The following is a 25,388-nucleotide window of genomic DNA, read 5'->3' on the forward strand; positions in this document are numbered from 1 at the left end:
AATTTACTTTTCTAGCCACTCATTAACCAGATTCTTGTACTGAGCAACAGAAATTGCGCCATCTTCTCCTTGACTAGTAGCGTTGTATGAACCGTAATTGAATTCTATATCTATTATACGAGCTAACCCCATTACACGATATGTTTTATCCACCAAGTTAGTATAGTGACCAGCTGTCTTATAACCGTTTAAACCTAAAATTGCATCATCATAGTCCTTATCTCTCCAGTTAGGTGAAAATTCGAAAGGCGCTAAACTAGGATTTTTATTTACATTCCACAGCCAATCATTTTTCTCAGTCATCCACATTCCAACTGGTTCTCCGCTACCAAGTGACAGGTTTTCTCTATTAAAACGATAACCATAATGTAGTGGATGATCAAATTCAAACTTTTTTTGGTAATCAGCATCGATCATTGAAATAGCTGTTGAAGTTGGTGAAACCTTTAATTCATTAATACCTACAGCAGCCCGTTCCTTGTTAACACGTTCAAGACTAATGAGTGTTGCTTTGATATTTAAAGCGTTCGTAGAGTCTGATTTGTCACCTAAACTAACGCATTCATCAAACCAGGATGGTTTTCCCCATGACTTGTCTCCTGTTGGTGTGTGATCAACTATTTCTCCTGTTCTAAGTAAATTGGCAGCTTTCTGAGCCTCTTCTCTTGTGCAGAAGTTAGCGAAGTATCACTGGAAATAAAGTCCATTAGGCTGGCAGCATTTTTTGTTGTATCATATTTGCTAGCGTTTTGATTTGGCTTTTTATGTTCAGCCTGATTAATACGAAAAACACTGTTCGACTTAATGTACTTATTTTTGCCAATGCGATAAAATTCTTGTTTTTTAATGCTTTTGATAGAAGTATATGTTAGCTCTTGTTTTTTTCTAAAAACTTTTTTAGTTACTCTTCCTTTATGATCATATATATGTATGTTTCCAGGCAAAAAGATATTATTTTTGACGGCAGAAACCGTTTGCGTATTTGTAAATAAACCCATTCCTAGTAAAGATAAGGAATTGATAGATATTGAGATTAAAGCTTTCCATTTCATTTTTTTCTTTCCTAAACTTAATAACATTATTTTTAACTTAATTTTATCAAATAAGCATAGGAGGGTAAAAAAATATTTTTAATAAAGTTAATGAAGATCTTGAAGCAGTTTTAGGAATTAATGTTTTTGATAATGATTTAACCCGTGACATTTAGTAAATGAACATATTTTTTTAATAGAAAAATCAGCAGGCATAATGACAGATCATGGACGGATTTTTTAAGCTCCGGTTTACCAATGTATGTATATAAAGGAAAGGTTATGGGAAATGAACTTGTTGAAGATATATTTCACGAGCATCCATATGTATTTTTTAAAAAATGTTTGATTATGCTTTGGTTGCCAGAGCTCTAAAGTTAACAATTGGAGGAAACTTTAACTTAGCAATCGCTCTTGAGATAAGAGCCATAATGGTTGAATAAAGCGGTAATCAATTACAGCGATAGTAATTTTACTTAAAAATTAACATATGACTAAAGTGTTCTAAGGCTTTGTCCCTCACTATTATACGGCCTAAAATTAGTGACTGAATAATTGATTGTTGAAATATTACTGTATTCAAAAATTTTTTCGTTGCTCAAGACGGCACGATTGAAGATTTTCATCATTGGCGTTCCATTGGGTCATAGAAGAATTTTTACCTCCCTTTTATTTGCAGTTATTGGCATATAGTTCTTAATATAATGTGATATTTTTAGCCCCCTTGTTTTCAACATAATGCTGAATTGAACCTTCAATGTTGTCTTGCGATAAGTCTGGAAATAGAGCTAAAGGCATGATAGAGCGTTTCAATTGTTCGATTTTGTAGTTGACGATTCTGACCCTTTCAAAATACCAAACCTTGCTTTCAGGACTAATCTGAAAAATTTGTTGGTCAGTATGTGTTGCTCATCGTTTTTCAAATTTTAGCATTTTAGAATTTAGTCGTTTATATAGCGTTTTAGTTATAGAATTGAAAATGAGAGGGTTAACTATTGCTTTCTCATTAATAAAGATACCAGATCCTTGAACAGCGGAAACGATCCCCATGTCTACTAAGTCTGCAATTGCTTTTTGAATTGTAAATCTTGACACTTGGTATATCTTTGCAAGCTGTTGTTGGTAAGGCAACTTGTTAGAAATGTATTGCCCTTGGTATATTTTGCTCAATAAATCCTGTGTGATGAATTCCGTCTTTTTCGCTTTTTAAGCCTCGGAAAGTATGAGTTTTTCGAAATTATATGCGTTACAAAACAAATTTTGTCATTAGGTAATGTAAAAAGTGATTCTGAAAAATAATTAGAACACTTTATTATGTTAAGTTGATTTGAGGCGTAACGAATGTTCCATCTGGTATTCTGCTTTGGGACCACTCATGAGGACAGTATACGATCAGAAACTCTTTTGCCATTTCTTTATCAAAAGTTACCCCGATACCGCTGCGCTTGATTGGATAAAAGTATCCTTTTTTAACTTCAGGAATTCTGCCAAATAACTTTTTAGTGTTCTTTGGGACGGGCACATTTTCTTAAATAGCTGCATTATGACGGTGAATATTCAAATGAGTGTTGACTGCAATCCCAATAGGAGTATGTCTGGTGGGATATGCCAAGTCATATGAATACCAAAGATTTCACAAAAGTGTGCAAGCTTAAGGGCAGGAGTTATTCCTCCAATCTGAGAAACGTGTGCGCGCAGAAAATCAATCTGGCGATTTTGAACCAGCTCCTTCCATTCCATTGCGTTATTAAATAATTCACCTATCGCCAGTGGTGTGACCGATTGATTTCGGAGCTATCTCAGCAATTCATTTTGATTAGGGGATAATATGTTGTCTTCTAAGAAGTATGGATCATATTTTTCTGCTTTTTTAGCAAAACGTAGTGCTTGATTAGGAGCTAGTCTTTCGTGAACATCATGAATTAACTGAAATTTTGAGTCATACTTTTGCTTTACTGCTTTAAACATTTTCAACGTTACTGTCATGTACTTCTCAGGGTCAAAATAAGATTCTGGGATTGAATCTTTGGTGGTGCGTGGGCCTTTCAAAAGCATGAATACGGTCAATTGCCACAAACTTACACTTATTCTACGGCATTTCAGGGCTATCCATTTCATGAAACGTAGGATCATACCCGTGACCTGTTCAGCGCTGGGAAACCCGATCCTAATTCTTTTCATGCTTGTGGTAATGATGGACTGCCCCGGCATGGTTTGTACAGCTGGCACTTGTCGGATCCCATCGCTTTTTCCAACCGGTTAAAAGTAACTTTTCAGGATATTGGCAATGATGATATTGGCTTATATGAGCGCTCAGATGACATTTCGACGGTTGCCTATTGGTATCAAACTGAGCCCCACAGCCCATTTCGGTCATTTTTAGCAAGAGCAGACAGACTGCCAAGATAAAGCACTGGTATAATAGAGCCCCGATTCTATGAATACGGTTTGATAGTTGTGTCAAAGATTTAAGATCTTAATTTAGTCATAATAAAAGCCTCGAAGTTGTTCTAACTTCGGGGCTTTATTATTTTTTCAATGAATTGCTAGGCTAGTATCTGGTAACAATCTTTGGCAACTTAGTGTGAAATCAATTAAATATCACATTCAAAAATTAAAGAGCCAATAATCTGTAAGAGTATCTCCTACAAATTATTGGCTCTGCGTCTTCGCGTCTGGCTCTTTAATAACTGTAATAATTCCATGTTTTATATTAATTAGATTTTCGTGTCTACACTTGGGACAGAATAGTGGGAACCTTAATAGCTCTGTATCTTCACGTACCTTAATTCGGGTCTTGCTATTGCAAGTAGGACATAATACCCATGATTGTTTTTCCATTAATAACTTACCTTTTTCATTAATTTATCTCACAGGAATACAAAATTCGCATAAGTGTGCTGAAACTTTTGAAGAAGCATACCGCTCAATTATTGGTTTAGTGTTATCTACCGGTAAATCACTCGTTAAATTTTGAATATTTTCCCAAAAATGTGATACTCCCTCAACGGTATGAGCAACTTCAAAGATCGCGTAACGTCCGTCAGGAATCTTACGAGTAGGTAAATCAATCTTTTTTTCGCCATCGGTGATAATAATACCTACATCATATCTTTGCTTTTCTGGTGGCGTTTGGATTGGATCATCCATTGCTATCCCAAGTATGGTGCTATCGTCTGTGAGTAAGTTATGCTCTTTTAAGTGCGCTTTGAAATCGTCCATTAATTGATTATTTCCCGGGCCATAAGCACCCGTTCTACGCATATATGCGATTTCAATATCCTTAAATTCTTCAATACCGCTAAATTTTTCTTTCATCAATGCTTTGAACCTCCTACATCAAAATATCTTATCAAGCTTTGACAAAACCAATCGTAAGGGCAATTAAAATGATTTTCAAGAAAAATTTTAAAATATATTATTATTTGGTTATTGTTATGACAATCAAAGATCTGCTAGATCTTGGCTCAACCAGTTATCTTTTAAGATTTAATTATTAGCTAAAACAAAAAAATCCCAGTGCTGCTACCTAATCGCACTGAGATATTATTATTTTAACGGAAATAGTTATTTTATGCTATAACAAATTACTTATCTGGATAAATTAGCAACTATTTATCACCGTTCATAATGGTGTTTTTAACGATAACATAATCAACAAGCTTAATTGAACTGAGCGTTTTACCACCAGCATAAGAGATAGAAGATTGCAAGTCTTCCTGCATTTCGGTCAAGGTATCAGCAATTGGTCCCCGATATGGTACAAGCATTTGTTTACCTTCAACGTTGCGGTAGGCTCCCTTTTGAACTTCGGATGCGGAGCCCCAATATTGTTTGTAGGTTTTACCGTCAATTTTGATAACGTTACCTGGGGATTCTTTGTGACCGGCTAACATTGACCCAATCATAACCATTGTTGCACCAAAGCGAACAGATTTTGCTATATCGCCGTTATAACGGATACCGCCATCAGCGATTAGTGGCTTACTGGCAACTTTACTACACATTCTAAGAGCAGCTAGCTGCCAGCCACCAGTACCAAAACCGGTTTTAAGTTTGGTAATACATGCACGTCCAGGACCAACTCCAACTTTGGTAGCATCAGCACCAGCGTTTTCTAGTTCACGAACAGCTTCTGGCGTGGCAATGTTTCCCGCAGTTAAGAAAGTATCCGGTAATTTTTCTTTAATGTATTTAATCATGTCGATGACATAGGCAGAGTGGCCGTGTGCGACATCAATCGTAATATATTCAGGAACGATTTTTTCAGCTGCTAATTGATCAATGAAGCTATATTCGTCCTCTTTAATACCGACAGAAATTGAAGCAAAAAGGCCTTTTTCATGCATCATTTTGATGAAATCCAGTCGCTTTTCTGGGTGAAAGCGGTGCATTACATAGTAATAGTCGTTTTCCGCAAGCCAAATAGCCAACTCGTCATTAATCACGCTCTCCATGTTTGCTGGAACAACCGGAATTTTAAATGTTCGGCTTCCAAACTTAACACTGGTATCCGCATCATGACGGCTTTTGATAATTCCTTTGTTAGGAACAAGTTGAATATCATCGTAATCAAAGGCTTCTACACTAAAATAATTACTCATAAGTAAATCGGCTCCTATTTAAATGTCTTTTTCCAAACCAAGTTACTATAATCAAAAAGCATATTCTTGTCAATATAAAAATCGAACTATTTAAAATAGATTAGTCAGAATAATTCGCATTTAAATTTGACTATGATAGCTTAAATTGCTAGACTATTTACGTGATATTTGTAGATTTTTAATGAGGTGAAGGAAAATGACAGCAGTTACAGTTGTTGGTAGCCAATGGGGCGACGAAGGAAAAGGTAAAATAACCGATTTTTTGAGTAAGGAAGCAGCTTACTCCGTTCGTTCCAATGGTGGTAATAATGCTGGGCACACAATTGAAATCGATAATCAAACTTTTAAGATGCGCTTAATTCCATCCGGTATTTTCGCATCTGCTAAAGGAGCAGTTATCGGTAATGGTGTAGTAATTAACCCAGAGGTTTTATTAGGTGAACTTGAAAACCTTAAAAAAAATGGGATTGATACCAGCAAATTACGAATTTCCAACCGTGCTCATGTCATCATGCCTTATCATATTAAGCAAGACGAGTATCAAGAAGAAGCAAAAGGTGCAAATAAAATTGGCACAACCAAAAATGGTATTGGGCCTACTTACATGGATAAGGCTTCAAGAATTGGTATTAGAGTTTGTGATTTACTTGAAAAAGATACATTTGCAGAAAAATTACGCGCTAATTTAGCTGCTAAAAACGAATTATTTACTAAAATTTATGGCAAGCCTGAACTTGATTATGACGAAATCTTCAACAAGTACTATGAATACGGCCAAAAAATGAAAAAATACGTAACTGATACTTCTGTATTAGTTAATGATGCGCTAGATAACGATGAAAAAGTACTGTTTGAAGGTGCACAGGGAATTATGCTCGACTTAGATGAAGGAACATACCCATTTGTAACTTCATCAAATACAATTTCAGGTGGAATTGCTAGCGGAATTGGGATTGGCGCTAACCGACTAAACACTGTAATTGGTGTTTGCAAGGCTTACACTACTCGTGTTGGTGCTGGTCCATTCCCAACAGAACTTCTTGATGAGACTGGCGACCGCATCCGTGAAACTGCTCATGAATACGGCACAGTTACCGGTCGACCACGGCGGGTTGGCTGGTTTGACTCCGTTGCATTGCGTCATGCTAAACGAGTTGCTGGCATTAACGGCTTAAGCTTGAACTTGCTTGATATCTTCAGTGGTTTTGACACAATTAAGATTGCGACCGCATATGAACTAGATGGTCAAGAAATCGATTACTATCCAGCCAGTCTAAAAGAATTAGAGCGCTGCAAGCCGGTTTATGAAGAATTACCTGCATGGCAAGAAGATATTACTAATGCCAAAACCTGGGAAGATTTGCCTGAAAATGCGCAAAAATTTCTAAACCGTGTTGCTGAGCTAGTTGGCGTTCCGCTGGTGACCGTTTCGGTTGGACCAGAACGTAAACAAACAATTGTTTTACGTAATCCTTGGGAAATGTAATTGATGTTAGAACGATACACTCGCCCTGAAATGGGCAAAATATGGTCAGATGAAAATAAATATGCAGCTTGGCTAAAAGTTGAGATTGCTGCGACAAATGCTTGGAGCGAAATCGGCGAAGTGCCACGAGAAGATGCTGCCAAAATTGCGCAAAATGCTCGTTTTACACCCGAAAGAGTGGCTGAACTCGAACAAGTAATGCATCATGATGTTGTCGCATTTACTAGAACGGTTTCTGAAAGCCTTGGCCCGGAGAAAAAGTGGGTTCACTTTGGCCTGACTTCAACTGATGTTGTTGATACTGCCCAAGGTTATATTCTCAAACAAGCCGATGAAATCATTAGGCAAGACTTGCAGGAATTGAAAAAGACGATTGCAGCAAAAGCGCGTAAATACAAAAATACCGTTGAAATGGGTCGCACGCATGGTGTGCAAGCTGAACCTACTACTTTTGGTTTAAAACTGGCTCGCTGGTATGCAGAAATCAACCGCGATATTGATCGCTTTGAACATGCTGCTAAAGGCGTAGAATCCGGTAAAATTTCTGGTGCGGTTGGTACTTTTGCGAATGTGCCACCAGAAATTGAAACTAGTGTGCTTCAACAGCTTGGGCTGACTCAACAGCCGATTACAAGTCAAATTTTGCCCCGCGATTTGCACGCAGAATACATTGCTACACTAGCCTTAATTGCCACTAGCATTGAAAATTGGGCAACGGAGATCCGCAGCTTGCAACGGTCGGAAATTCATGAAGTTGAAGAGCATTTCCGTGCGGGACAAAAGGGTTCATCTGCGATGCCGCATAAACGCAATCCAATTGGCTCAGAAAATCTGTGTGGAATGGCGCGGGTTTTGCGTGGGCACATTGTAACGGCGTATGAGGATGTCACTCTTTGGCACGAACGCGATATTTCGCATTCAAGTGCCGAACGAATTATTTTGCCTGATACCACGATTGGCATTGATTATATGTTAAATCGGTTTAACCGAATTTTGACCAATCTTGATGTTTTCCCCGAAACCATGCTCAAGAATATGGATAAAACTTATGGCTTAATTTATTCACAAAGACTGCTGCTTAAACTAATCGATGAAGCAGGGCTTTCTCGTGAAGACGCATATGATATGGTGCAAAAGCTGACAACTAAATCTTGGAATGAAGGAATTTCATTTAGAAAATTAGTTGAGAACAGTAAAATTATGAATTATCTTTCAGAAGATGATGTTGCGGATGCCTTTGATTACCACTATCACTTGCGTCACGTTGACGATATTTTTAAAAAAGTCGGTTTAGAATAAACCAAAATATTTAATAGGGACTAATTTCCAAGTTTAATTTGGAAGTTAGTCTTTTTTTGTCCACATTTTTTCATTTATCGGTGGCAAAAATATGAACCATGTGTGTACTTTTTCCAAATGAAGTGGAAACAAGAAACTCTTTTTTCAATGAAAGCGGTAACGTATTATTTGAACTGAGGTGAGGGAGATGAAGGACCGACAACTGTTGTTAATTAATAAATTGCTTAGCCAAGGAAAGCTAGCAATTGGTGAATTGAGTCACATCCTAACCGTTTCTTCACGGACAATTAGAAATGATGTGACAGAAATTAATCAAACATTAGGCGATTTGGCGCTTGCACAAATTACTAATAATCGTGGTCAGCTAACTTTTCATCTTAGTCTAAAAGAAAAACAGACGTTGGCCCGCTATCTAGCAATAGGCGCGGATTCATTTCTTGATCCTAAGAAAAGACAACTTGATATTATCATCAGTTTCTTACAAGCACCCAAACAAGTGAAAATTTATGAGGAGCAAGAAAAGCTGCAGGTAAGTAAAAGTACGATGGCAAAAGATATCCGCCAGGTTAGGCGCTTTTTGGCCAAATACTCGTTGATTTTAAATACCCAGCAAGGAGCAGAAATTATCGGTGCGGAAAGAAATATTAGAACAATGATTCAGCAACTGATTGTTGAAAATGTTGATATTTCAAGACTAGTAGAAAAGAAAAACTTTAAGGGAAGTGATAGTTACCAAATTGTCATTGCTTATCTGAAAGCACAAGTTCTTCAGCAAACTAATAAAACTGCGCAAAAGTTAATTCATGGTGGGCGTTATGACGGTATCTCTGCTCGTCAGGCTCAGATTTCCGTTTTAATGGCAATCTGGATTAGACGAATAAGTGAAAAGCACTACTTAGATGATGGTCAAGTTTCTAACCGGGAAGTTGCTAATACCAAAATTCGTGCGGAGCTTAAAAAGCTGCTGCAAAAACTAAACTTAACCGCACCGGAAAACGAGCAAAGTTATATGACCTTTATTATCAAAACTTTCTTGGGTGAAAAAGAGGTGCGCTTAGACAAATGGAATCAGTCCGAACTACTAACTTTACGGTTAATTGATTATATGAGTGCTGTGGAAAAAATTAATTACCGCGACTCTGAGCAATTATATGAACAACTTAACTCGCATATTTCAGCATTTTTGCAAAGACAAGAAGACCACATCGAAATCTTTAACCCCTTAACCGCAGTATTAAAAACCAACTATGCGGCAATTTACCATGATGTTTCGGCGTTTTTTACTAAACAATACCACCAAAAAGTTTCAGAGGGTGAACGTGCCTATATAACGGTTTATTTCAGTACTTATTATGAAGAAAGTAGTAAGGAAAAAGGCTTTTACCGCGTTGCCGTTTTGTGCAATTACGGTGAGGCGACGGGGCAACTCTTAGCGGCTAACCTAGCACGTAATATGAATATTGAAGTGGTTGCCGTATTGGGCACGCAGGATATTAACTCACTAAAAAGGTTAAAAATTGATTTTGTCGTGAAGACAATTGCAAAATCTACTGCTCCAATCCCCAGTTTTAAAATGTCGCCGCTGCCAATGCAGGGAGATTATGCCAAATTACGCAGTTTTATCGCTGAAACTGATATTAAAAAACACCACGAGCCGCTTAATAAGCAAGATAGCGGCCGCAACTTATTAAAAGACATTGTTTCCTTAGTTGAAACTCAGACTGGGCACGCCGTTTCAGCCGGTGTAGTCGATCAAATAATTAGTATTCTTGCAGCTCATCAGATTGATATTAAAGAAAGGGAGGTGAAGCCATTGCTTCGAGACTTGTTAACTGACGATAAGATTCAAATCAAAATTGAGGCCAATAATTGGCGGGAAGCTATTGAAAAAGCTAGTCAGCCATTACTTGCTAACCGGTCAATCAATAGCCAATATGTAACCGCGATGGAGGATTCCGTTGCCAAGTTTGGGCCGTATATTGTCATTGGCCCGGGAATCGCTCTTGCTCATGCTCGCCCAGAAGATGGCGTTGCTAAATTGGACGTCAGTGTTGCATCCCTTGCTAAACCGATCAATTTTGGCAATAAAGCAAATGACCCAGTAAAAATTATCTTTGTTTTATCTGCAATCGATAGTTACTCACATTTAAATGTCTTAAAGGCAATTGTTAACTTAATTAACAAGCCTAATAAAATCAGTGAATTATTTGCTCAAGACAATCCAGACGACTTTAAAAAGATCTTGCTAGGAACAACTAAATAAACAGATTAGGAGGATAAATTATGACTAAAGTACCAAACGTTTTCTTCATTTGTGGCAATGGCCTAGGTTCAAGCTTGGCTTGTCAGATGGAGGCGGACGATGTTTTCCAAGAAGCAGGCATTGCCGTCAATTCAGGCCACGATTCTATTTCAGATGCACCTTCATTAAATGCGGATGTGATTGTTTCCGCCAGCAATTTCAGATCGCAATTTGCAAATACCCAAATTGATCCAAAAACTAAATTAGTTTATCTGGATAACATTGTTGATAAAAATGAAATTAAGGAGAAGGTCTTACCTGTGGTAAAGAAAATCGCCGAAAGCTGAGTGGAAAAGGAGTGAGAAAAAATGGTTGTTATTCAATGGATAATTAATAATATTTTGACTCAGGCTGCAATTTTAATTTCGCTAATTGCACTGCTGGGATTGATGTTGCAAGGGAAAAAACCAGGCGCAGTAATTAGCGGCACACTAAAAACTTTGCTTGGCTTCGAAGTTTTATCTGCTGGTTCTACTATTATTCAGCAAAGCTTAGCTTATTTTGCAGTTATTTTTCAACATGGTTTCCACACGCAAGGAATCGTGCCAAGTATTGAAGCAATCAATGGCCAAGCGATGAATAAGCTGGGCCTAGGAAATGATATTGCATTGACTTTACTGGGTATTTTTATCATCAATATTTTGATTGCCAGATTTAGTAAATGGAAATATGTTTTCTTAACGGGTCAAGCCTTGTTATGGATGGCTACAATGACGGTTATCGGTGGTCACTTTGCTGGCCTAAAAGGTTTTCCGCTAATTTTAATGGGGAGTATTGTTGGCGGCATTTTTGCCGTAGCAATGCCAGCTTTAGCGCAGCCTATTGTTCGTAAAATCACTGGCAATGATGCGATTGCGTTAGGACATTTTTGTACAATTGGCTATCTGGTGGAAGCTGGGGTTGCCTGGTTAGTGCGCGACCGCAAGGTTGATCAACATGTTACTAATATCAAGGAAAGAACGGACTCATGGGAACACGTTAAGTTGCCTAAGAGTATGTCTTTTCTACAGGATAACTCACTATCAATTATGGTCGTAATGATCCCGCTATACATTATTACAGCAGCCTTTGCAGGCCCTTACTGGTCGGCTAAAGCAGCAGGTGGTGCAGCCGGTAGCGTAAACTACATTATTTATGCCTTTTTGCAGGCAATTGAGTTCACAGTGGGCGTGTATGTCATGCTTTCGGGAGTGCGCTTAATGCTAGGAGAAATTGTTCCCGCATTCCGGGGCATCGCAATGAAAGTAGTACCGAACTCGATTCCGGCTTTAGACTGCCCGGTGCTGTTTCCTTATTCACCCAATGCGGTAATTATTGGCTTTATCACAACAACGATTGGGACCGTAATTGGGATGTTTTTATCACCACTCGTAGGATTGGCAGTTATCTTGCCGGGGATGACCACAAATTTCTTTGCCGGCGGAACAGCCGGGATTTTTGGCAACGCAGTCGGCGGTAAGCGTGGTGCGATTATCGGTGGTATTGTCCATGGTCTGTTCATTACTTTATTGCCCGCTTTATTAGTTGGAACATTGTCGGCAGTCGGCTTTGTGAACGCAACTGCAACAGATGTTGATACAATCACGGCCGCTTTACTCTATTTGTGGGTTATTGCACCAGCATTTCATGCTTTTGGCTAAATAATGGGGGTAATGCAAAATGTCTTTTTTTAGTCGAATTTTTAATACTAATAAGAAAAAAGAGTCGGTTACTGCTAGTAGCCTGCAAAAAAAGGTGCAGCTAACGGATACGGACAAAAAACAGTTAACAACTGACATTACTACTTTAAGTAAGCAGATAGAGCAATCTACAGATGCTAATACTGCTGCAGGTAAAAAAGAAAAAGCAGCAGTTTTAACAAAACTTGGTCAAGATTACCAAAAACTGGGCGCAAATGATAAAGCAATTGCTGCTTATGAGCAAAGCTTACATTGCAATGAAGACTTTGGCCCGGCATTTGACGGATTGCTGCAACTCTATGACGTTAAACGGCAAGAAGCAGCTTATGCCGGCAATAATGATGAGATCCAAAAATGGCTTAATAAAAGTGACGAATTGACGGCGTTATCGAAAAAAATAATGCGGTCAAAATAACGGAAATTAGTAAACAAGTTAAAGGAGAAAAAATGGCTTATCAAACTTTGAAAGAAGTATTAGCTGAAGCGGAAGAATTAGATTTTACGGTTGGTGCGTTTAATGCACATAATCTTGAAATGGTACCAGCAATGATTAAGGCGGCTCATGAAGAAGGTGCGCCAATTATTATTCAAACATCAGTTGGAACTGCCGAAACGGAAGGGATGAGAAATTTTGTGGCAGTCTGCAAGACAATGGCAGAACATGAGGCCGTTGACGTCGTTTTACACCTTGATCATGCGCGTAAATTAGAAGATATTGAAGCGGCGATTGCGGCTGGCTATAGTTCAGTAATGTTTGATGGTTCACTTTTACCATTTAAGGAAAATATTGAAAAAACTAGGCGGGTGGTTGAATATGCACACCAGCGTGGAGTGTCGGTTGAAGGCGAAATTGGAACAATTGGCGGAACCGAAGAAGGCTTTACCGTCAAAGAAGGCAATTATACCCGTCTTGAAGACGCTGTACAGTTTCTTCAAGAATGTGACGTAGATGCCTTAGCCGTTGGTGTTGGTACGCATCACGGTCAATTTCAGTCAAAGACTAAATTAAACTTCCCGTTAATCGAAGAGCTGCATGCTCACCTTAAAAAGCCGATGGTTATTCATGGCGGTACAGGTGTTGCAGAAAGTGACTATCATCGTTTGACCGAAAATGGTATTCGTAAGTTTAATGTCGGAACCGAATTGCTTGTGGCTTGGACTAAAAAGGCAAAGGAAAAGTTAAGCAAAACGGAAGTTAATGAGTCACTGCGAAATAATATGATTCCATGTAATGAGGAAGTTTATCAAATTATTAAGCACAAAATTGCGCTTTTTATGAACCAGAAATAGCAGGTGATGTTTCAGTGCAACACACAATGCTTTTACTAGCTGGCAGTCCTGGAACGGGCAAATCCTATTTGGCCAATTTGATCTGTCACGCTATTCCCAACTTTTTTCATGAGACTTCAATTGATGGTTTTAAAGAACAATTGTATGAAAAATACGGGTTTGATAATGAACAAGAGAAAAAGCAATTGGATGATCAAGCCTACGTACTTTTTTACCAAAAAATAGCGGACCTAATGGCTGAGGGAAAATCTATTATTGCCGATTACCCGTTTTCTTACCGGCAGCACGATAAATTACAACAAGTAGCCAGCCGGTATCAGTACCAAATAATTACCATTACGCTTACCTGTAATTTGAATATTTTATACAAACGGCAACAAAAGCGTGATCTTGATCCGGCCAGGCATCTGGGTTTTATCATGAATCACTATCATGCTGGTGACACTTTATCTGATCGGTCCAAAATGGATATTCACAAGACAAAAACCGAATTTGCCGAGTTTAATCGCAAGCGTGGGTACGCTAATTTCAGACTGGGTAAGACCATATTCCTGGACGTATCCGATTTTGCTAAGGTTGATTATGCTCATGTGATAGCCCAAGTAACAAACTGGCTACAATAACGGTTTTAATTAAGGTCAGTAAAGATTTTAATTTTCAATCTTTTGCACTCATCGTGTTAGCTCTTACTAGCAGTATGAGTGCTTTTTGCGTCCGGCAGTTTAATTCTTTTTGTTTGACCACTTAAGCAAAAAAAGTGACCACTTGAGAAAATAAACTGGCTTTTAAAAATTAATTAGCGTTTAATAAAAATATCAGATGAAAGGCAGGTGAGAATCTTGAAGGTGAAAATTGAGCTTGACCCAGAACAAGAAGAACCGTCAGTGACCATTCATGCACGGGAATTGTCCCCCGAAGTGGAACAAATTTATCGCCAATTGCAAGAATTGGATGGACGACCTGATCAGCTTGAGTGTCATAAAGATGAATTAACCTATTATGTAAATCTAGCGGACATTTTGTTTTTTGAAACTGAGGGGCGGCAGGTAATCGCGCATACGAAAACGGAAGCTTTTACTGTCAATTACAAACTTTATGAATTAGAAAATTTGTTGAGCAGCCAATTTATGAGGATTTCAAAATCAACAATTTTAAATTTAAAACAGATCTATGCGTTAACAAGGTCAATTTCAAATTGTCAGGTTCACTTTCGGGATTCATATAAAACCGTCTATGTATCGCGCCGCTATTATCACAGTTTAAGTGATCGATTAAACGAGAGAAGGTCATCATAATGAGAAAACAAAAAATTAAGGAAATACTTTGGGGCATTGGGTTAGTTGCTGCAGCAGTCTATATTGTTATGAACCAAATGCACCTTTTATCATTTCATTTAGGCTTAGGAACAATTTTTTGGACAGCCGTTTTTGGCATTTTACTGATTAATAGCATTGCTGGTAAAAGCATTTTTGGAATGGTTTTTTCAGTAACATTTTTACTAATTGTTTATGCTGGACCGCTTCATATTACTAAAATTGTCCCGTGGACCTTATTACTGGCTGCATGTTTGGTATATGTTGGCTTATGCCTGATTTTTGCTAAAGGTTGGCGTCGTGATACGCTATTTCGCATTAATCATCACCAGAATAAATATGACCAAATCTGGGAAGATGGTGAGTTTAAAACGACAGGTAATAACTTTTCTTCTAGAAGTAGGGATGAAAACGACCGCAATATTGTCATTAATCAGCGTTTATCTGAGGTCTCACGTTACGTTCATTCACAAAATTTAGAAAGTGTGACGATTAATTCTACTTTAGGTGAAACTAATGTTTATCTTGATTCTGCTAAGGTCGCTGGTGATACGGTGGTCATTAATCTGAATGCTTCAATGAGTGAAGTAGTAATTTATCTGCCATTATCTTGGCGAATAGAAGATCATTTAGCAGCTGTTTTTGGTGAAGTTGAAATCAATGGTACTTCTACCGGCGGTGGTCCTAAAGTGCTTTTGCAGGGATCAAGCAAATTTGGTGAAGTGACGATTAATTATGTTTAATGAGAGTTATCAAAATGAGCAAAGACCTACTTAAAAATGTAGCCGCTGATCGTATGATTAAAGAAATGATGGGTAAATTTTCCCAACATCAACAAAATTACTTTTTAGCGGGAAAAACGATTGGGACCAGCACCTATTGGATTAACGACTTTCATCCGACTGCACTTAATTTTGCTGCTTATCTTTCACCTCAAGTAGCCTTAGCTGAACAAGAACGGTTCTTTCAGCAAATGATCGAAGAACTAGAGCAAGTTGCTCGCAAAATGCAAAAGAAAGCCCTAATTACTTATGATTATGCTCCGCAACTAGTCTTTAATACTCTGGCCAAGGATAATGGCTTTCACTTAATTAGAACCACGGTTATGCCCAAGATGCCTTTATCTTCAGCTTTAGATCAGACCAAAGCTATTAAAATTGCAAGTGATTTTGAGCTGATAAGTCTGACCGCTTTGAAAAAATGTCCAGAACAATTAGCGGAATTAACGCGACAAAGTTATGCCGATTACCAAGAAAATCACCGGGCTAACCCAGTGGCTGATCTTTCTTTAGAAAAGTGGCAAGAAGTTATTTATGCCGATCAGTTGCTAGATGCGCCACTAGTTTTAAGAGTAAAAAATCAGCTTGCTGCCTACTGTTTTACCTTTGAAGATCATCCGCATGAATTAACGTGGGGCTGGATGGGAGCAGTAAAACCAGAACTACTAGATTTTTTACAACAACGGCAATTAAGCTGGGCGCAAGCAAAATATCAGACTTTAACTGGTGAATTTGACTCAACAGATAAGTTGGCAACAAGAACTTACCGTAATTATGCCTTTGAACTGTGTCCGGTCTATGAAACTTATTTAAAAAATGTGTAATAAGAATATTAGGGCTAAAGTAACATGAGATAGTAGTTAATTATTTAAAATTAAATCAATAAAAAACTCCGCTAATAAACGGAGTTTTTGTGTGCTTAAAATAGCGGGCAGCTTTAATGCTGCCAATTAGTGTTTAGCATTGCGGCCACAGTTTCTGCAATATTACTGCTTTGTGCAATCATTGAAATAACAGCGGCGCCGGCAGCTTTAGTGCCAGCAATTTGGGTTAAATCTTTTTCTGTAATACCCCCAATTGCAACAATTGGACGGTCCGTTTGTTGGACCAATTTTGTCAGTCCAGCAATTCCAATTTCTGGATCAGCATCATCTTTAGACTGAGTAGCAAAGATGGGACCACTACCGTAATAATCAATTCCGCTAATATGATCCGCAAGACTTATTTCAGCATTTGTTGAACAAGAATAACCGACAATCATTTTTCCTTGCACATCTTTTATTACCCGGGAAATATCTTCATCGTCTTGTCCAACATGAATTCCTTCGGCACCAGCCTTTTGGGCAAGTTTGACATCATCATCAACGAAGAAAGGAACATGGTATTTTTGGCAAAGTTCATGTAGCTCTTTTGCCATTGGTAAGCGGTCATCTTCGTTTAACGTTGACTTTGGTCCTTTATCACGAAACTGATAAGCAGTGATACCTGCTTTTAAAGCTTCTTCGACCAATTCAGGTAAAGTCTTTCCGGCTGGCAAGTCTTGTGTCCCGCAGACGAAATATGCGGTTAATTGTGTTGCGTTAAATTGAGCCATAATCTCCTCCTAATCTACCTTAACCCAATGATTAAGTGGTCCATGACCGTGACCAACCTGAATCGTTTGTTCAATCGCCTTGGTGACATACTGTTTGCCGATTTTAATTGCTTCACTGAGAGTATGGCCCAGAGCTAATTGAGCAGTAATGGCGGCTGCAAGAGTATCACCAGTGCCGTGAGTCCTGTTAGTGTGCGTCCGTGGACTGCTAACCCAAAAGTCGGTGCCATCTGCTAATAAAGCGTAATCGCGCACAATTTCGGCGTTAGAATGTCCGCCTTTAATAAGCACGTTTTTTACACCCATTTTTTGCAAGCTTCGTGCTAATTGGGGATATTCTTGTTCACTAGTAGCCTTAATTCCGGTAAGAGCTTCTGCTTCAGGCAAGTTAGGCGTAATGAGGTTAGCTAGCGGCAATAGCTCATTTTTAACGGTGGCAATAGCATCTTGGCTAAGAAGAGGCGCTCCGCCTTTAGCCACCATAACTGGGTCGATGGTTACCGGACCAAAGTCATATTTTTGCAGATTAAGAGCTACTTGATGGACGTGCGCTGCATCTCCCAACATCCCCGTTTTACAAGCCTTAATCTTAAAGTCTGAGGCTAATGACGCAAATTGGGCATCGACCATTTCAAGTGGTAATAAAAACGAGTCTTGGACTCCGAGCGTATTTTGGGCAGTCACAGCTACAACCACCGCTGTCCCAAAAACATGTTGCATCTGAAAAGTTTTTAGATCCGCCATAATTCCGGCTCCACCACCGGAATCAGTCCCAGCAATGGTCAAAACTTGGGGAAATGAATTTAGTTCTTCTGTCATTATTGCTAACCTCCTTAATCAAATTTAGCAATAGCTGTAATCTCGGTTTCTTTGACTTTAGCTAAATAATCCATCAAATACATGCTAAATGTGCCAGGACCTACTTCAGGATGATCATTAACGAGCAATTCTCCAGTAGCTGCAAAAACTAGGCAAGCTGTTTGCGCAGCTTCAAAAGAATTATCGCAGACGGCCGCAAAGGCGGCAACAATGCTTGAGAGCATGTCACCTGAACCAACGTGTGCCTGAAATAGCGGGGTACCATTGTAAACATGAGCGATATTTTGACCATCGCTAATCGTGTCTGTTACGCCACTGGCAATAATTGTACAATGCAATTTTTGCGCAGTTTTACGCGTAATTTCGTCAAGATCGCCACTGCCTGAACCCGCATCAATACCTTTGGCATTCCAGGCAAAACCACCTAAAGCGGCAATTTCACCAGCGTTGCCACGAATGATTGTAGCTGGGAAAGCTTCTAGCAATTTTTGTGCGGTTTGCAGGCGGTAATTGACTGCGCCAACGGCAACGGGATCAAGGACAACCGGTTTTTGAGCTTGCGCGGCAAGTAGCCCCATTTCTTTCATTTGCATAATTTGCAATTTAGTCAAAGTCCCGAGGTTAATGGCAATGCTTGATGCCATCTGAAACATTTCTTCGACCTCAGCAATTTCCTTACTCATGATGGGCGAGGCACCCAGCGCATTTAAGCCGTTAGCGACATCTTGAACGGTCACAAAATTGGCGGCATTAAGAACAATTGGATTAGTTTCACGTAATTTAGCTAACAGATCTAGTTTCATAATCTCTCCTTTAAAAATCTCCTGCGCCGATTTTAGGTCAATAAAAAAGCTTTGACATATTTGTGTCAAAGCATAAGTGGATTTTTGACACGTTCCTACGCAAGAATTAGCTTACAGGTTCAAAGGGTCTGGCTATCCGCCATCTCAGCCTTCAAAAAGGCACCCCTCGTGTTATCGGTTTCAATTATAGCGACTTTTGCTGGGCAAGACAATAACTAATTTAACCGAATTGCTGCAGTGACTCGACTAAGGTAAACTAACTACTAAGAAACACGCAACTATTAATTGGGCGAGGGAGATAATAATGACTGAATTTACAGCACAATTGCGTTATGCGGCAAAGGATCTGTGGAAAAAAAGCATGGAGCAGCCCTTTGTTAAAGAGCTGCAAAGTGGCCAATTGCCATTGGCTACTTTTCGGTTTTACTTATTGCAAGACAGGTACTATTTAGCTGAATTTAGCAAAATTCACCGGCTAATGGCAAAGAAAACTACTAGTCAAGAAGTGCAACGATTCTTGCTGGCAGGTGCCCAAGATTTGCAAGAATGTGAAATAACGATGCAACAGCATTTTTTAGCGGAATTAAAAGTCACATCCAATGAGATTAAAGAAACTGACGCAGCACCAACGGCGTATGCCTATGTCAATCATCTGTTTAAAACGCTTGAAAAAGATGGCCTTGCTCCTTGTGTCTGTGCCATTTTGCCTTGCTACTGGCTTTACCAGGAAATTGGTCAAGCATTGGCGCAAACGGGTTCACCGGTTGCACTTTACCAGAAATGGATCGAGACCTATGATAGCGACTGGTATGACGTCAATGTCAGTCGCATGTTAAAGTTGACCAATGACTTAGCTGCTCAAGCTTCAGAACGAGAGCGTGGGCAGATGCAGAAAGCCTTTGTGCGCAGCAGCTATTATGAATGCCGGTTTTGGCAAATGGCGTATGAGCAGGAGCAGTGGCAATAGCTTTTCTGACCTAAAGAATTGTTTTAATTAAAAAAGTAATTTTCAGATTTCGGAACTAATTATTTAGTAAAAAGTCTATATAAACAGTCAATACTTTTATAAAACAATTTTGCTTAACATATTATTTTTAAACTCTACAAATGCAAGCTTTGTTTTGATAAATAATGTGTCAAAGATCTTTTGCTTATTTTTTCTTTAAAATTAGTTGATTTCGACTTTTTGTTTTGACGGTTAGTTTCTCTTACCAGGTTGATATTAGTGCAAATGGCGAAACAAATAAAATTAAGCTAATAAAATTATTTAATGCCTCTAAACTCGTAGCATAATTTTTGTTCAATATTTGTAACTGTGATGAATACCCAAGTTTGCAGCCTAGAATAATGAGTAAATCATGTTTAACACCTATCTTAATATTTTTAACACTGCTATTTAGGGATTGCTAAATTAAACAATTAAACCGTGGTTTGTGCTTAAATCAACATTTTTTGCTTAAATTTTACCCTTTTTCCTAACGAGAAATATATCTCAAATATTAAAATTATATATTCTACTTTTTCTAAAAAATTACTTGCACTTTCATAAAATTCGATTGAAAAGCAATCTTTAATTGAATTTTATAATCAAAATTACTTGTTTAAATTTTTGTAAATTATATTAAAATGTAAGCGGTTATGTGATATAAGTAACATAGTAAAATAGCGAAGCTTAGTATTTTAGAATGAAGAGGTTATTACCATGAAAATCAAAGCAGCCGTTTTAAATAGATCAGATTCTGATTTGAACTTGGAAGAGGTTGTCCTAGATGACCCTAAAAGTAATGAGGTTTTAATAAAGACTGTTGCATCAGGCATATGTCATAGTGATATTGAATTTCAAAATGGTGGGTTTCCAATTCAAATGCCAGTTATTTTGGGCCATGAAGGAGCCGGAATTATTGAAAAGGTTGGAAGAAATGTAACTGATTTCAAAAAAGGCGATCACGTTGTAGTTGGCTTTGCATATGATGGAAATTGTCGATTCTGTAGAAATGGCCTGCCAGGATCATGTGTTAACTTTAACAAATTAAATACTAGTGGTGGACCAATGCTGGATGGTACCTATCGTCTGCATAAGCAGGACGGGCAAGATATAGGTGTATTTTTTGGTCAATCTTCTTTTGGGGACCATATTGTTGCCAATGTAAACAATTTGGTCAAGGTACCGAATGACTTGGATTTACGCTTAGCTGGTCCTTTAGGATGTGGCTATATGACAGGAGCCGGTACAGTTCTTAATGCTATAAAACCTGAAGTCAACTCTAACTTAGCCGTTTTAGGAACCGGTTCTGTAGGTTTAGCTGCAATTATGGGTGCTGCTGTTTCTAATTGTAAACATGTAATCGCAATAGACAAGAACAATATGAGACTAAAAATTTCTAGAGATTTTGGGGCTACTGAAACTATTAATAATACTCAGGAAAACATAATTGATAAAATTAATGAGATTGTAGGTAGCGAAGGTTTGAACTATGTTATTGACACTACTGGTGAACCTGAAGTAATGAAACAAGGTTTGACTGCGCTAACGATAAAGGGACAATTTGCAGTTGTTGCGATGGGAACAAAAACTATTAAAGAGCTTAGTCCGATGATAGACATTCTAGCGGCATCAAAGAGTATTTCTGGCATTATTGAAGGCGACTCGGTTCCACAAGAATTTATTCCTGAAATGATTGATTTGTACCATGCAGGTAGGTTTCCAATTGACAAAATTGTTAAATTTTACAAACCAGAGGAGATTAATCAAGCTATTAAAGCCTCTGTGGAAGGCAGTACGATTAAACCAATTATTGTATTTGATAATCAATATAAATAAAGCATTTGCTTAAGGAGAATTAGCGATGGTAAAAGATGGCTTATATCAAAAAACAGCACCAGGACATAATGGAGATATTAAGGTGTCCGTATCTTTAAGTAGCGGAAAAATTACTGACATAGAGGTAATTGAGCATCAGGAAACGGCACTTCTATCTGATAATGCACTTAATTTAATTCCACAAAAAATACTTGAAAACCAATCAACTGAAGTTGATGCAGTTACAGGAGCAACATTTACTTCTCAGGGAATAACTAGCGCCGTCAGAAAGGCACTAATTGAAGCAGGAGCAAAAAGTACCGAATTTGCAAATCATGAAAAAATTGTCCAAAAGGACCATCAGATTGCGACTGATGTAATCGTTTTTGGTACTGGTCTTGCAGGTTTAGATGCTGCAATTACAGCCAAAGAAAATGGTGCGGATGTTGTTTTAATTGAAAAAACTGGCCGCTTAGGTGGAAATTCAGTGGTTTCCGGTGGATTTATGTATGCAACTGGTAGCAAATTTAATAGGGATCAAGATAATGACCCTGAGAATTTAATTCATTTTTACGAAGACTTTGCCAAAAAAGATGGTGGAAAAGTTAATCATGATCTAATTAAAGTGATCGCTAAAAATTCAGGAGCGGCCGTTGATTATTATGCAGACAAATATGGCGTGAAATTTACTGCAATGCCGTTAGGTATATCTAAAAAGCCAAGAACGCATATTAATTTTGAGCTCGGTCCTGTAGCAATTATGGGACCGGTAATTAAACGAGTGAAGGAATTAAATATTCCAGTTCTTTATGAGCAAACTCATGAAGAAATTAAAACTTCTGGCAATGCAGTTACTGGTGTCACAACTAAGGGCAAATATGACAATTACGATATTAAATGTAAAGCAGTAGTGATTGCAGTTGGTGGTTTTGATGGTGCTCGCAAGGTTCGTGATGAATATGCACCGAGTGCTAAGGGCACAAGGTCACTTTCTACACCATACAACAATGCTGATTATATCGGTTTGACTAAGAATTTGCATGCCGCAACTGAATTTAAAGATGGTGTAATGGGCATTATGACCGCGAATTATCTTTCCGTAGGTGGTGGTGCAAATTCCCTAATCATTTTGGGTAAAGCTCTTGCTGTTAATAATTTAGGTAGAAGATTCACTAAAGAGGGCCAGCACTATTCCTTAATGTACAATGATGCATTAAAATCAAAAGGAAATAAGTTTTTCTGGATTTTTGATAAAAACAATCCTTCCTTTGAAGCAGCTAGTCAGGTTGTGGAAGCAAAAAAGTGTGTCTCTTTAGCTGAAGTAGCTGAGGTAATTGGATGCGATTATCAAACTCTTTTGAAAACAGCTGAACGGTATAACTCATTTGTGGGTAAAGAAGATGTGGAATTTGGTCGTGATGATATCGTTGCGGTAGCTAAGGATGGCCCGTATTACGTAGTTGAAGGTTATCCGACTACGGTTGCTGGTTTTGGCGGCTTAAAAATCAACACAAATGCACAAGTTCTGAATACTATGAATCACGAAATTCCGGGAATTTATGCAGCGGGTGAATCTGCTACTGGTCAAATCTTTGTTCATACTTATCCGTCAACTGGAACAATGCTTACTACTTGCACTGTTTTTGGCAGGATAGCTGGTAAAAACGCAGCCGACTTTGCGGCAAATTAAGTTTTATAGGAGGATAGTAGATAATGATTGTGAATAAAAACACTTATTATGATGCGAGTTATGATGTAATAGTTTTGGGCTTTGGCGGTGCCGGTGCAACGGCTGCACGTTTTGCGGCAGATTGTGGTGCTAAGGTTTTAATTGTTGATTCAGCTCCTGAAGGACATGAAGGTGGTAACACTAGATATGCAGCAGAACTGGTTGGTTACAGCAGTAGTGAAAGTGATTACCGTGATTACTATGAGCACTTAGCACAGCATTTCAATATTGACCCTGAAATTGAAAATACTGTCGTCCACGGCATAACACATATGAAAGAATACTTTAAGAAATACTTGGGTATAGATAAGCCGGTAAGCTACAAGACAATTCTTGGGTTAACCGATGATGCTGTAATTGCAGACCACCCAGACCTTCCAGGGGCCAAAAGTTATGACATGATTACGATAGAAAAAGGCATCTTTAATGCTTCCCTGTGGAACATCTTGCGACAAAATGTACTTGATCGTAGTGATATGATTGATGTTTGGTATTCTTCACCAGTTGTTCATCTTTTGCAAACCCCAGATAAGAAGGTTACCGGTGCGCAGATTGAACGTGACCACGTTTTACTAAATGTTTATGCTAAAAATGGCGTTGTTTTATCAACAGGCGGTATTGAAAATAATCCGCAGATGATTCAAGACTATATTGGTTCAAATAAACTAGTACCACTTGGTTCACTTTACAACAAGGGTAAAGGTATAGACTTGGCTCATGAGGCTGGTGCTGATATGTGGCATATGTCCATGTATGCAGCTGGTGGAATGCAGCAGAGTTTTGCTTTCTATGAGCCGAAAATGAAGCGCGCGCCGTTTTACATGGGGAACCCAATTTTCTTTACTGGTAGTATTTTTACTGTTGGTGATGATGGAACACGTTACTTTAAGGAAGACCAAATTGCTCGAGAAGGGTACATTGAAAATCACGGTTCATGGTACAAACCGCTTAACCCGATTCATCCGTACTTTGTCTTTGATCAAAAACAGTATGACAAAATTAATGCAATTGATTCTTTCCCAGACAACAAAGCACTTAATTCTGTTATTAAAGCTGAATCGATTGCCAGTCTTGCGGAAAAGATGGACGTTGAAGCTGGAAAACTACAAAACACAGTTGACGAATTCAACTTCTTTGCAGAAAAGCAACATGATTATGCCTTTCACCGTGCTCCTGAAACGATGAGTGCATTTTCAAAAAGCGGCCCATATTATGCTGTCCCACTTGTCCAAACTATTGGCTGGTCAGAAGCAGGTCCGAGAAGAAATGCCCGTGCAGAAATACTTGATCCAGATCACAAGCCAATTCCACACTTATATGGTGCTGGTGAGCTTGGCAGCAACATGTCAAACCTGTATCAAGGCGGTTCTGATTTAGGAGATTGTCTGATTTTTGGTAAGATTGCTGGTCAAAATGCAGCCCATCCCAAAGATGATATTGAAGATGCATGTGTAGGTCCAGTAAAAAACGAGAAGCCTAAGAAACATGCTATGCCACGCCAGATTACTTCTGACCTAAAAAAAGAAGAATTTTCGACTGGCCCTGACCAGTATATTGGCAAGTCAACTAAAGGTATGGGCGATGAAATTGTGGTCAGAGTAACGGCGGATAAGCAAAAAAATCTGAAGAATATTGAAGTTCTAAAGCAAGCTGAATCGGACGACTATGGCCAAAAGGCTATTAATGAATTGCCACATCGAATGGTAAAAGAAAATACGGTCGACGTTGACGCAATTTCGGGAGCTTCTAATACGACTCGTGGGTTAAAAGAAGCTGTTAGAGATGCTTTGAACAAGATTAAGTAAAAATACCAATATTTATGAGTCTGGGAAGGAACTAGCTCTTTAAGCAAAAAAAGCA

General features: G+C 38.5%; 29 protein-coding genes and 1 riboswitch. Of the genes, 16 read left to right on the forward strand and 13 right to left on the reverse strand.

Going from position 1 to position 25,388, the window contains the following annotated elements; all coding sequences use genetic code 11:
- Nucleotides 1-3: 3 nt before the first annotated feature.
- The 7 genes from J3U73_RS07485 to J3U73_RS07515 all read right to left on the reverse strand — a co-directional run bounded on the left by J3U73_RS07485 (nucleotide 4) and on the right by J3U73_RS07515 (nucleotide 3,017).
- The gene (locus J3U73_RS07485) at nucleotides 4-621 is read right to left on the reverse strand and encodes a CAP domain-containing protein (RefSeq protein WP_323848376.1); all 618 of its coding nucleotides are present in this window, start codon (nucleotides 619-621) and stop codon (nucleotides 4-6) included.
- Entirely contained in the window at nucleotides 618-1,052 is a 435-nt protein-coding gene (locus J3U73_RS07490; protein ID WP_267410040.1) for an SLAP domain-containing protein, read from the reverse strand. The genes J3U73_RS07485 and J3U73_RS07490 overlap by 4 nt, the downstream gene beginning before the upstream one ends.
- Nucleotides 1,053-1,727: 675 nt before the next feature.
- The gene (locus J3U73_RS07495) at nucleotides 1,728-1,919 is read right to left on the reverse strand and encodes a UTRA domain-containing protein (RefSeq protein WP_323848377.1); all 192 of its coding nucleotides are present in this window, start codon (nucleotides 1,917-1,919) and stop codon (nucleotides 1,728-1,730) included.
- Nucleotides 1,920-1,940: 21 nt separating this feature from the next.
- Nucleotides 1,941-2,201: a GntR family transcriptional regulator gene (locus J3U73_RS07500; RefSeq protein ID WP_267410042.1), complete on the reverse strand. Its 261-nt coding sequence runs from the start codon at nucleotides 2,199-2,201 to the stop codon at nucleotides 1,941-1,943.
- A gap of 142 nt (nucleotides 2,202-2,343) precedes the next feature.
- Complete coding sequence (locus J3U73_RS07505) at nucleotides 2,344-2,553, reverse strand: hypothetical protein (RefSeq protein WP_267410044.1); 210 nt, start codon at nucleotides 2,551-2,553, stop codon at nucleotides 2,344-2,346.
- Nucleotides 2,554-2,588: 35 nt separating this feature from the next.
- A complete protein-coding gene (locus tag J3U73_RS07510; protein ID WP_258562398.1) occupies nucleotides 2,589-2,771 on the reverse strand; it encodes an enolase C-terminal domain-like protein in 183 nt (60 codons plus the stop codon).
- Nucleotides 2,772-2,825: 54 nt separating this feature from the next.
- The gene (locus J3U73_RS07515; protein WP_267410045.1) at nucleotides 2,826-3,017 is read right to left on the reverse strand and encodes an enolase C-terminal domain-like protein; all 192 of its coding nucleotides are present in this window, start codon (nucleotides 3,015-3,017) and stop codon (nucleotides 2,826-2,828) included.
- Nucleotides 3,018-3,230: 213 nt separating this feature from the next.
- On the opposite strand from J3U73_RS07515, the gene J3U73_RS07520 reads away from it, so the two are divergent.
- Complete coding sequence (locus J3U73_RS07520; protein WP_258562454.1) at nucleotides 3,231-3,440, forward strand: DUF2961 domain-containing protein; 210 nt, start codon at nucleotides 3,231-3,233, stop codon at nucleotides 3,438-3,440.
- A 243-nt stretch (nucleotides 3,441-3,683) separates the two neighbouring features.
- Here J3U73_RS07520 and J3U73_RS07525 read toward each other — a convergent pair whose 3' ends face one another.
- The 3 genes from J3U73_RS07525 to J3U73_RS07535 form a co-directional block, all read right to left on the reverse strand.
- A complete protein-coding gene (locus tag J3U73_RS07525) occupies nucleotides 3,684-3,872 on the reverse strand; it encodes a cysteine-rich KTR domain-containing protein (RefSeq protein ID WP_220268724.1) in 189 nt (62 codons plus the stop codon).
- Nucleotides 3,873-3,896: 24 nt separating this feature from the next.
- A complete protein-coding gene (locus J3U73_RS07530) occupies nucleotides 3,897-4,349 on the reverse strand; it encodes an AraC family transcriptional regulator (RefSeq protein ID WP_267410046.1) in 453 nt (150 codons plus the stop codon).
- Nucleotides 4,350-4,642: 293 nt separating this feature from the next.
- A complete protein-coding gene (locus J3U73_RS07535) occupies nucleotides 4,643-5,635 on the reverse strand; it encodes a GMP reductase (protein WP_267410047.1) in 993 nt (330 codons plus the stop codon).
- A 196-nt stretch (nucleotides 5,636-5,831) separates the two neighbouring features.
- Between J3U73_RS07535 and J3U73_RS07540 the strand changes: the two genes are divergently transcribed.
- From J3U73_RS07540 to J3U73_RS07590, 11 genes are all read left to right on the forward strand, one after another.
- The gene (locus tag J3U73_RS07540; protein WP_220268722.1) at nucleotides 5,832-7,121 is read left to right on the forward strand and encodes an adenylosuccinate synthase; all 1,290 of its coding nucleotides are present in this window, start codon (nucleotides 5,832-5,834) and stop codon (nucleotides 7,119-7,121) included.
- 3 nt (nucleotides 7,122-7,124) lie between these two features.
- Complete coding sequence (purB, locus tag J3U73_RS07545; RefSeq protein ID WP_267410048.1) at nucleotides 7,125-8,420, forward strand: adenylosuccinate lyase; 1,296 nt, start codon at nucleotides 7,125-7,127, stop codon at nucleotides 8,418-8,420.
- A 187-nt stretch (nucleotides 8,421-8,607) separates the two neighbouring features.
- Nucleotides 8,608-10,683 (forward strand): BglG family transcription antiterminator, encoded by a 2,076-nt coding sequence (locus tag J3U73_RS07550; protein WP_267410049.1) that lies wholly within the window; start codon nucleotides 8,608-8,610, stop codon nucleotides 10,681-10,683.
- A gap of 20 nt (nucleotides 10,684-10,703) precedes the next feature.
- Nucleotides 10,704-11,009, forward strand: coding sequence for a PTS sugar transporter subunit IIB (locus J3U73_RS07555; protein ID WP_267410050.1), 306 nt, complete (start codon nucleotides 10,704-10,706; stop codon nucleotides 11,007-11,009).
- A 21-nt stretch (nucleotides 11,010-11,030) separates the two neighbouring features.
- Nucleotides 11,031-12,362, forward strand: a complete 1,332-nt coding sequence (locus J3U73_RS07560; protein WP_267410051.1) for a PTS sugar transporter subunit IIC — start codon at nucleotides 11,031-11,033, stop codon at nucleotides 12,360-12,362.
- A gap of 19 nt (nucleotides 12,363-12,381) precedes the next feature.
- Entirely contained in the window at nucleotides 12,382-12,816 is a 435-nt protein-coding gene (locus J3U73_RS07565; protein WP_267410052.1) for a hypothetical protein, read from the forward strand.
- A 32-nt stretch (nucleotides 12,817-12,848) separates the two neighbouring features.
- Nucleotides 12,849-13,691, forward strand: coding sequence for a class II fructose-bisphosphate aldolase (locus J3U73_RS07570; protein ID WP_220232471.1), 843 nt, complete (start codon nucleotides 12,849-12,851; stop codon nucleotides 13,689-13,691).
- Between the two features lie 14 nt (nucleotides 13,692-13,705).
- Nucleotides 13,706-14,314 (forward strand): AAA family ATPase, encoded by a 609-nt coding sequence (locus J3U73_RS07575; RefSeq protein WP_267410054.1) that lies wholly within the window; start codon nucleotides 13,706-13,708, stop codon nucleotides 14,312-14,314.
- Nucleotides 14,315-14,530: 216 nt separating this feature from the next.
- A complete protein-coding gene (locus tag J3U73_RS07580) occupies nucleotides 14,531-14,986 on the forward strand; it encodes a LytTR family DNA-binding domain-containing protein (RefSeq protein WP_103752553.1) in 456 nt (151 codons plus the stop codon).
- Nucleotides 14,986-15,747: a LiaF transmembrane domain-containing protein gene (locus J3U73_RS07585; RefSeq protein ID WP_103752552.1), complete on the forward strand. Its 762-nt coding sequence runs from the start codon at nucleotides 14,986-14,988 to the stop codon at nucleotides 15,745-15,747. The genes J3U73_RS07580 and J3U73_RS07585 overlap by 1 nt, the downstream gene beginning before the upstream one ends.
- Nucleotides 15,748-15,761: 14 nt before the next feature.
- On the forward strand, nucleotides 15,762-16,607 hold the full coding sequence (locus J3U73_RS07590) for a hypothetical protein (protein WP_267410055.1): 846 nt from the start codon (nucleotides 15,762-15,764) through the stop codon (nucleotides 16,605-16,607).
- 113 nt (nucleotides 16,608-16,720) lie between these two features.
- Here J3U73_RS07590 and thiE read toward each other — a convergent pair whose 3' ends face one another.
- From thiE to thiM, 3 genes are read right to left on the reverse strand one after another with little or no spacing between them, the layout of a single operon-like run.
- Nucleotides 16,721-17,377: a thiamine phosphate synthase gene (gene thiE / locus J3U73_RS07595; protein ID WP_267410056.1), complete on the reverse strand. Its 657-nt coding sequence runs from the start codon at nucleotides 17,375-17,377 to the stop codon at nucleotides 16,721-16,723.
- 9 nt (nucleotides 17,378-17,386) lie between these two features.
- Complete coding sequence (gene thiD / locus J3U73_RS07600) at nucleotides 17,387-18,196, reverse strand: bifunctional hydroxymethylpyrimidine kinase/phosphomethylpyrimidine kinase (protein ID WP_267410057.1); 810 nt, start codon at nucleotides 18,194-18,196, stop codon at nucleotides 17,387-17,389.
- A 14-nt stretch (nucleotides 18,197-18,210) separates the two neighbouring features.
- Nucleotides 18,211-18,999: a hydroxyethylthiazole kinase gene (gene thiM / locus J3U73_RS07605; protein ID WP_267410058.1), complete on the reverse strand. Its 789-nt coding sequence runs from the start codon at nucleotides 18,997-18,999 to the stop codon at nucleotides 18,211-18,213.
- A 75-nt stretch (nucleotides 19,000-19,074) separates the two neighbouring features.
- Nucleotides 19,075-19,176: riboswitch (TPP riboswitch) on the reverse strand.
- Nucleotides 19,177-19,303: 127 nt separating this feature from the next.
- On the opposite strand from thiM, the gene tenA reads away from it, so the two are divergent.
- From tenA to J3U73_RS07625, 4 genes are all read left to right on the forward strand, one after another.
- Nucleotides 19,304-19,966, forward strand: coding sequence for a thiaminase II (tenA, locus tag J3U73_RS07610; protein WP_267410059.1), 663 nt, complete (start codon nucleotides 19,304-19,306; stop codon nucleotides 19,964-19,966).
- A 735-nt stretch (nucleotides 19,967-20,701) separates the two neighbouring features.
- Complete coding sequence (locus J3U73_RS07615) at nucleotides 20,702-21,820, forward strand: NAD(P)-dependent alcohol dehydrogenase (RefSeq protein WP_220268706.1); 1,119 nt, start codon at nucleotides 20,702-20,704, stop codon at nucleotides 21,818-21,820.
- 25 nt (nucleotides 21,821-21,845) lie between these two features.
- A complete protein-coding gene (locus J3U73_RS07620) occupies nucleotides 21,846-23,489 on the forward strand; it encodes an FAD-binding protein (RefSeq protein WP_267410060.1) in 1,644 nt (547 codons plus the stop codon).
- 23 nt (nucleotides 23,490-23,512) lie between these two features.
- Entirely contained in the window at nucleotides 23,513-25,333 is a 1,821-nt protein-coding gene (locus tag J3U73_RS07625) for an FAD-binding protein (protein ID WP_267410061.1), read from the forward strand.
- Nucleotides 25,334-25,388: the final 55 nt, after the last annotated feature.

Source organism: Lactobacillus sp. B4005 (genome assembly GCF_026536045.1).
Lineage (GTDB): Bacteria > Bacillota > Bacilli > Lactobacillales > Lactobacillaceae > Lactobacillus > Lactobacillus panisapium.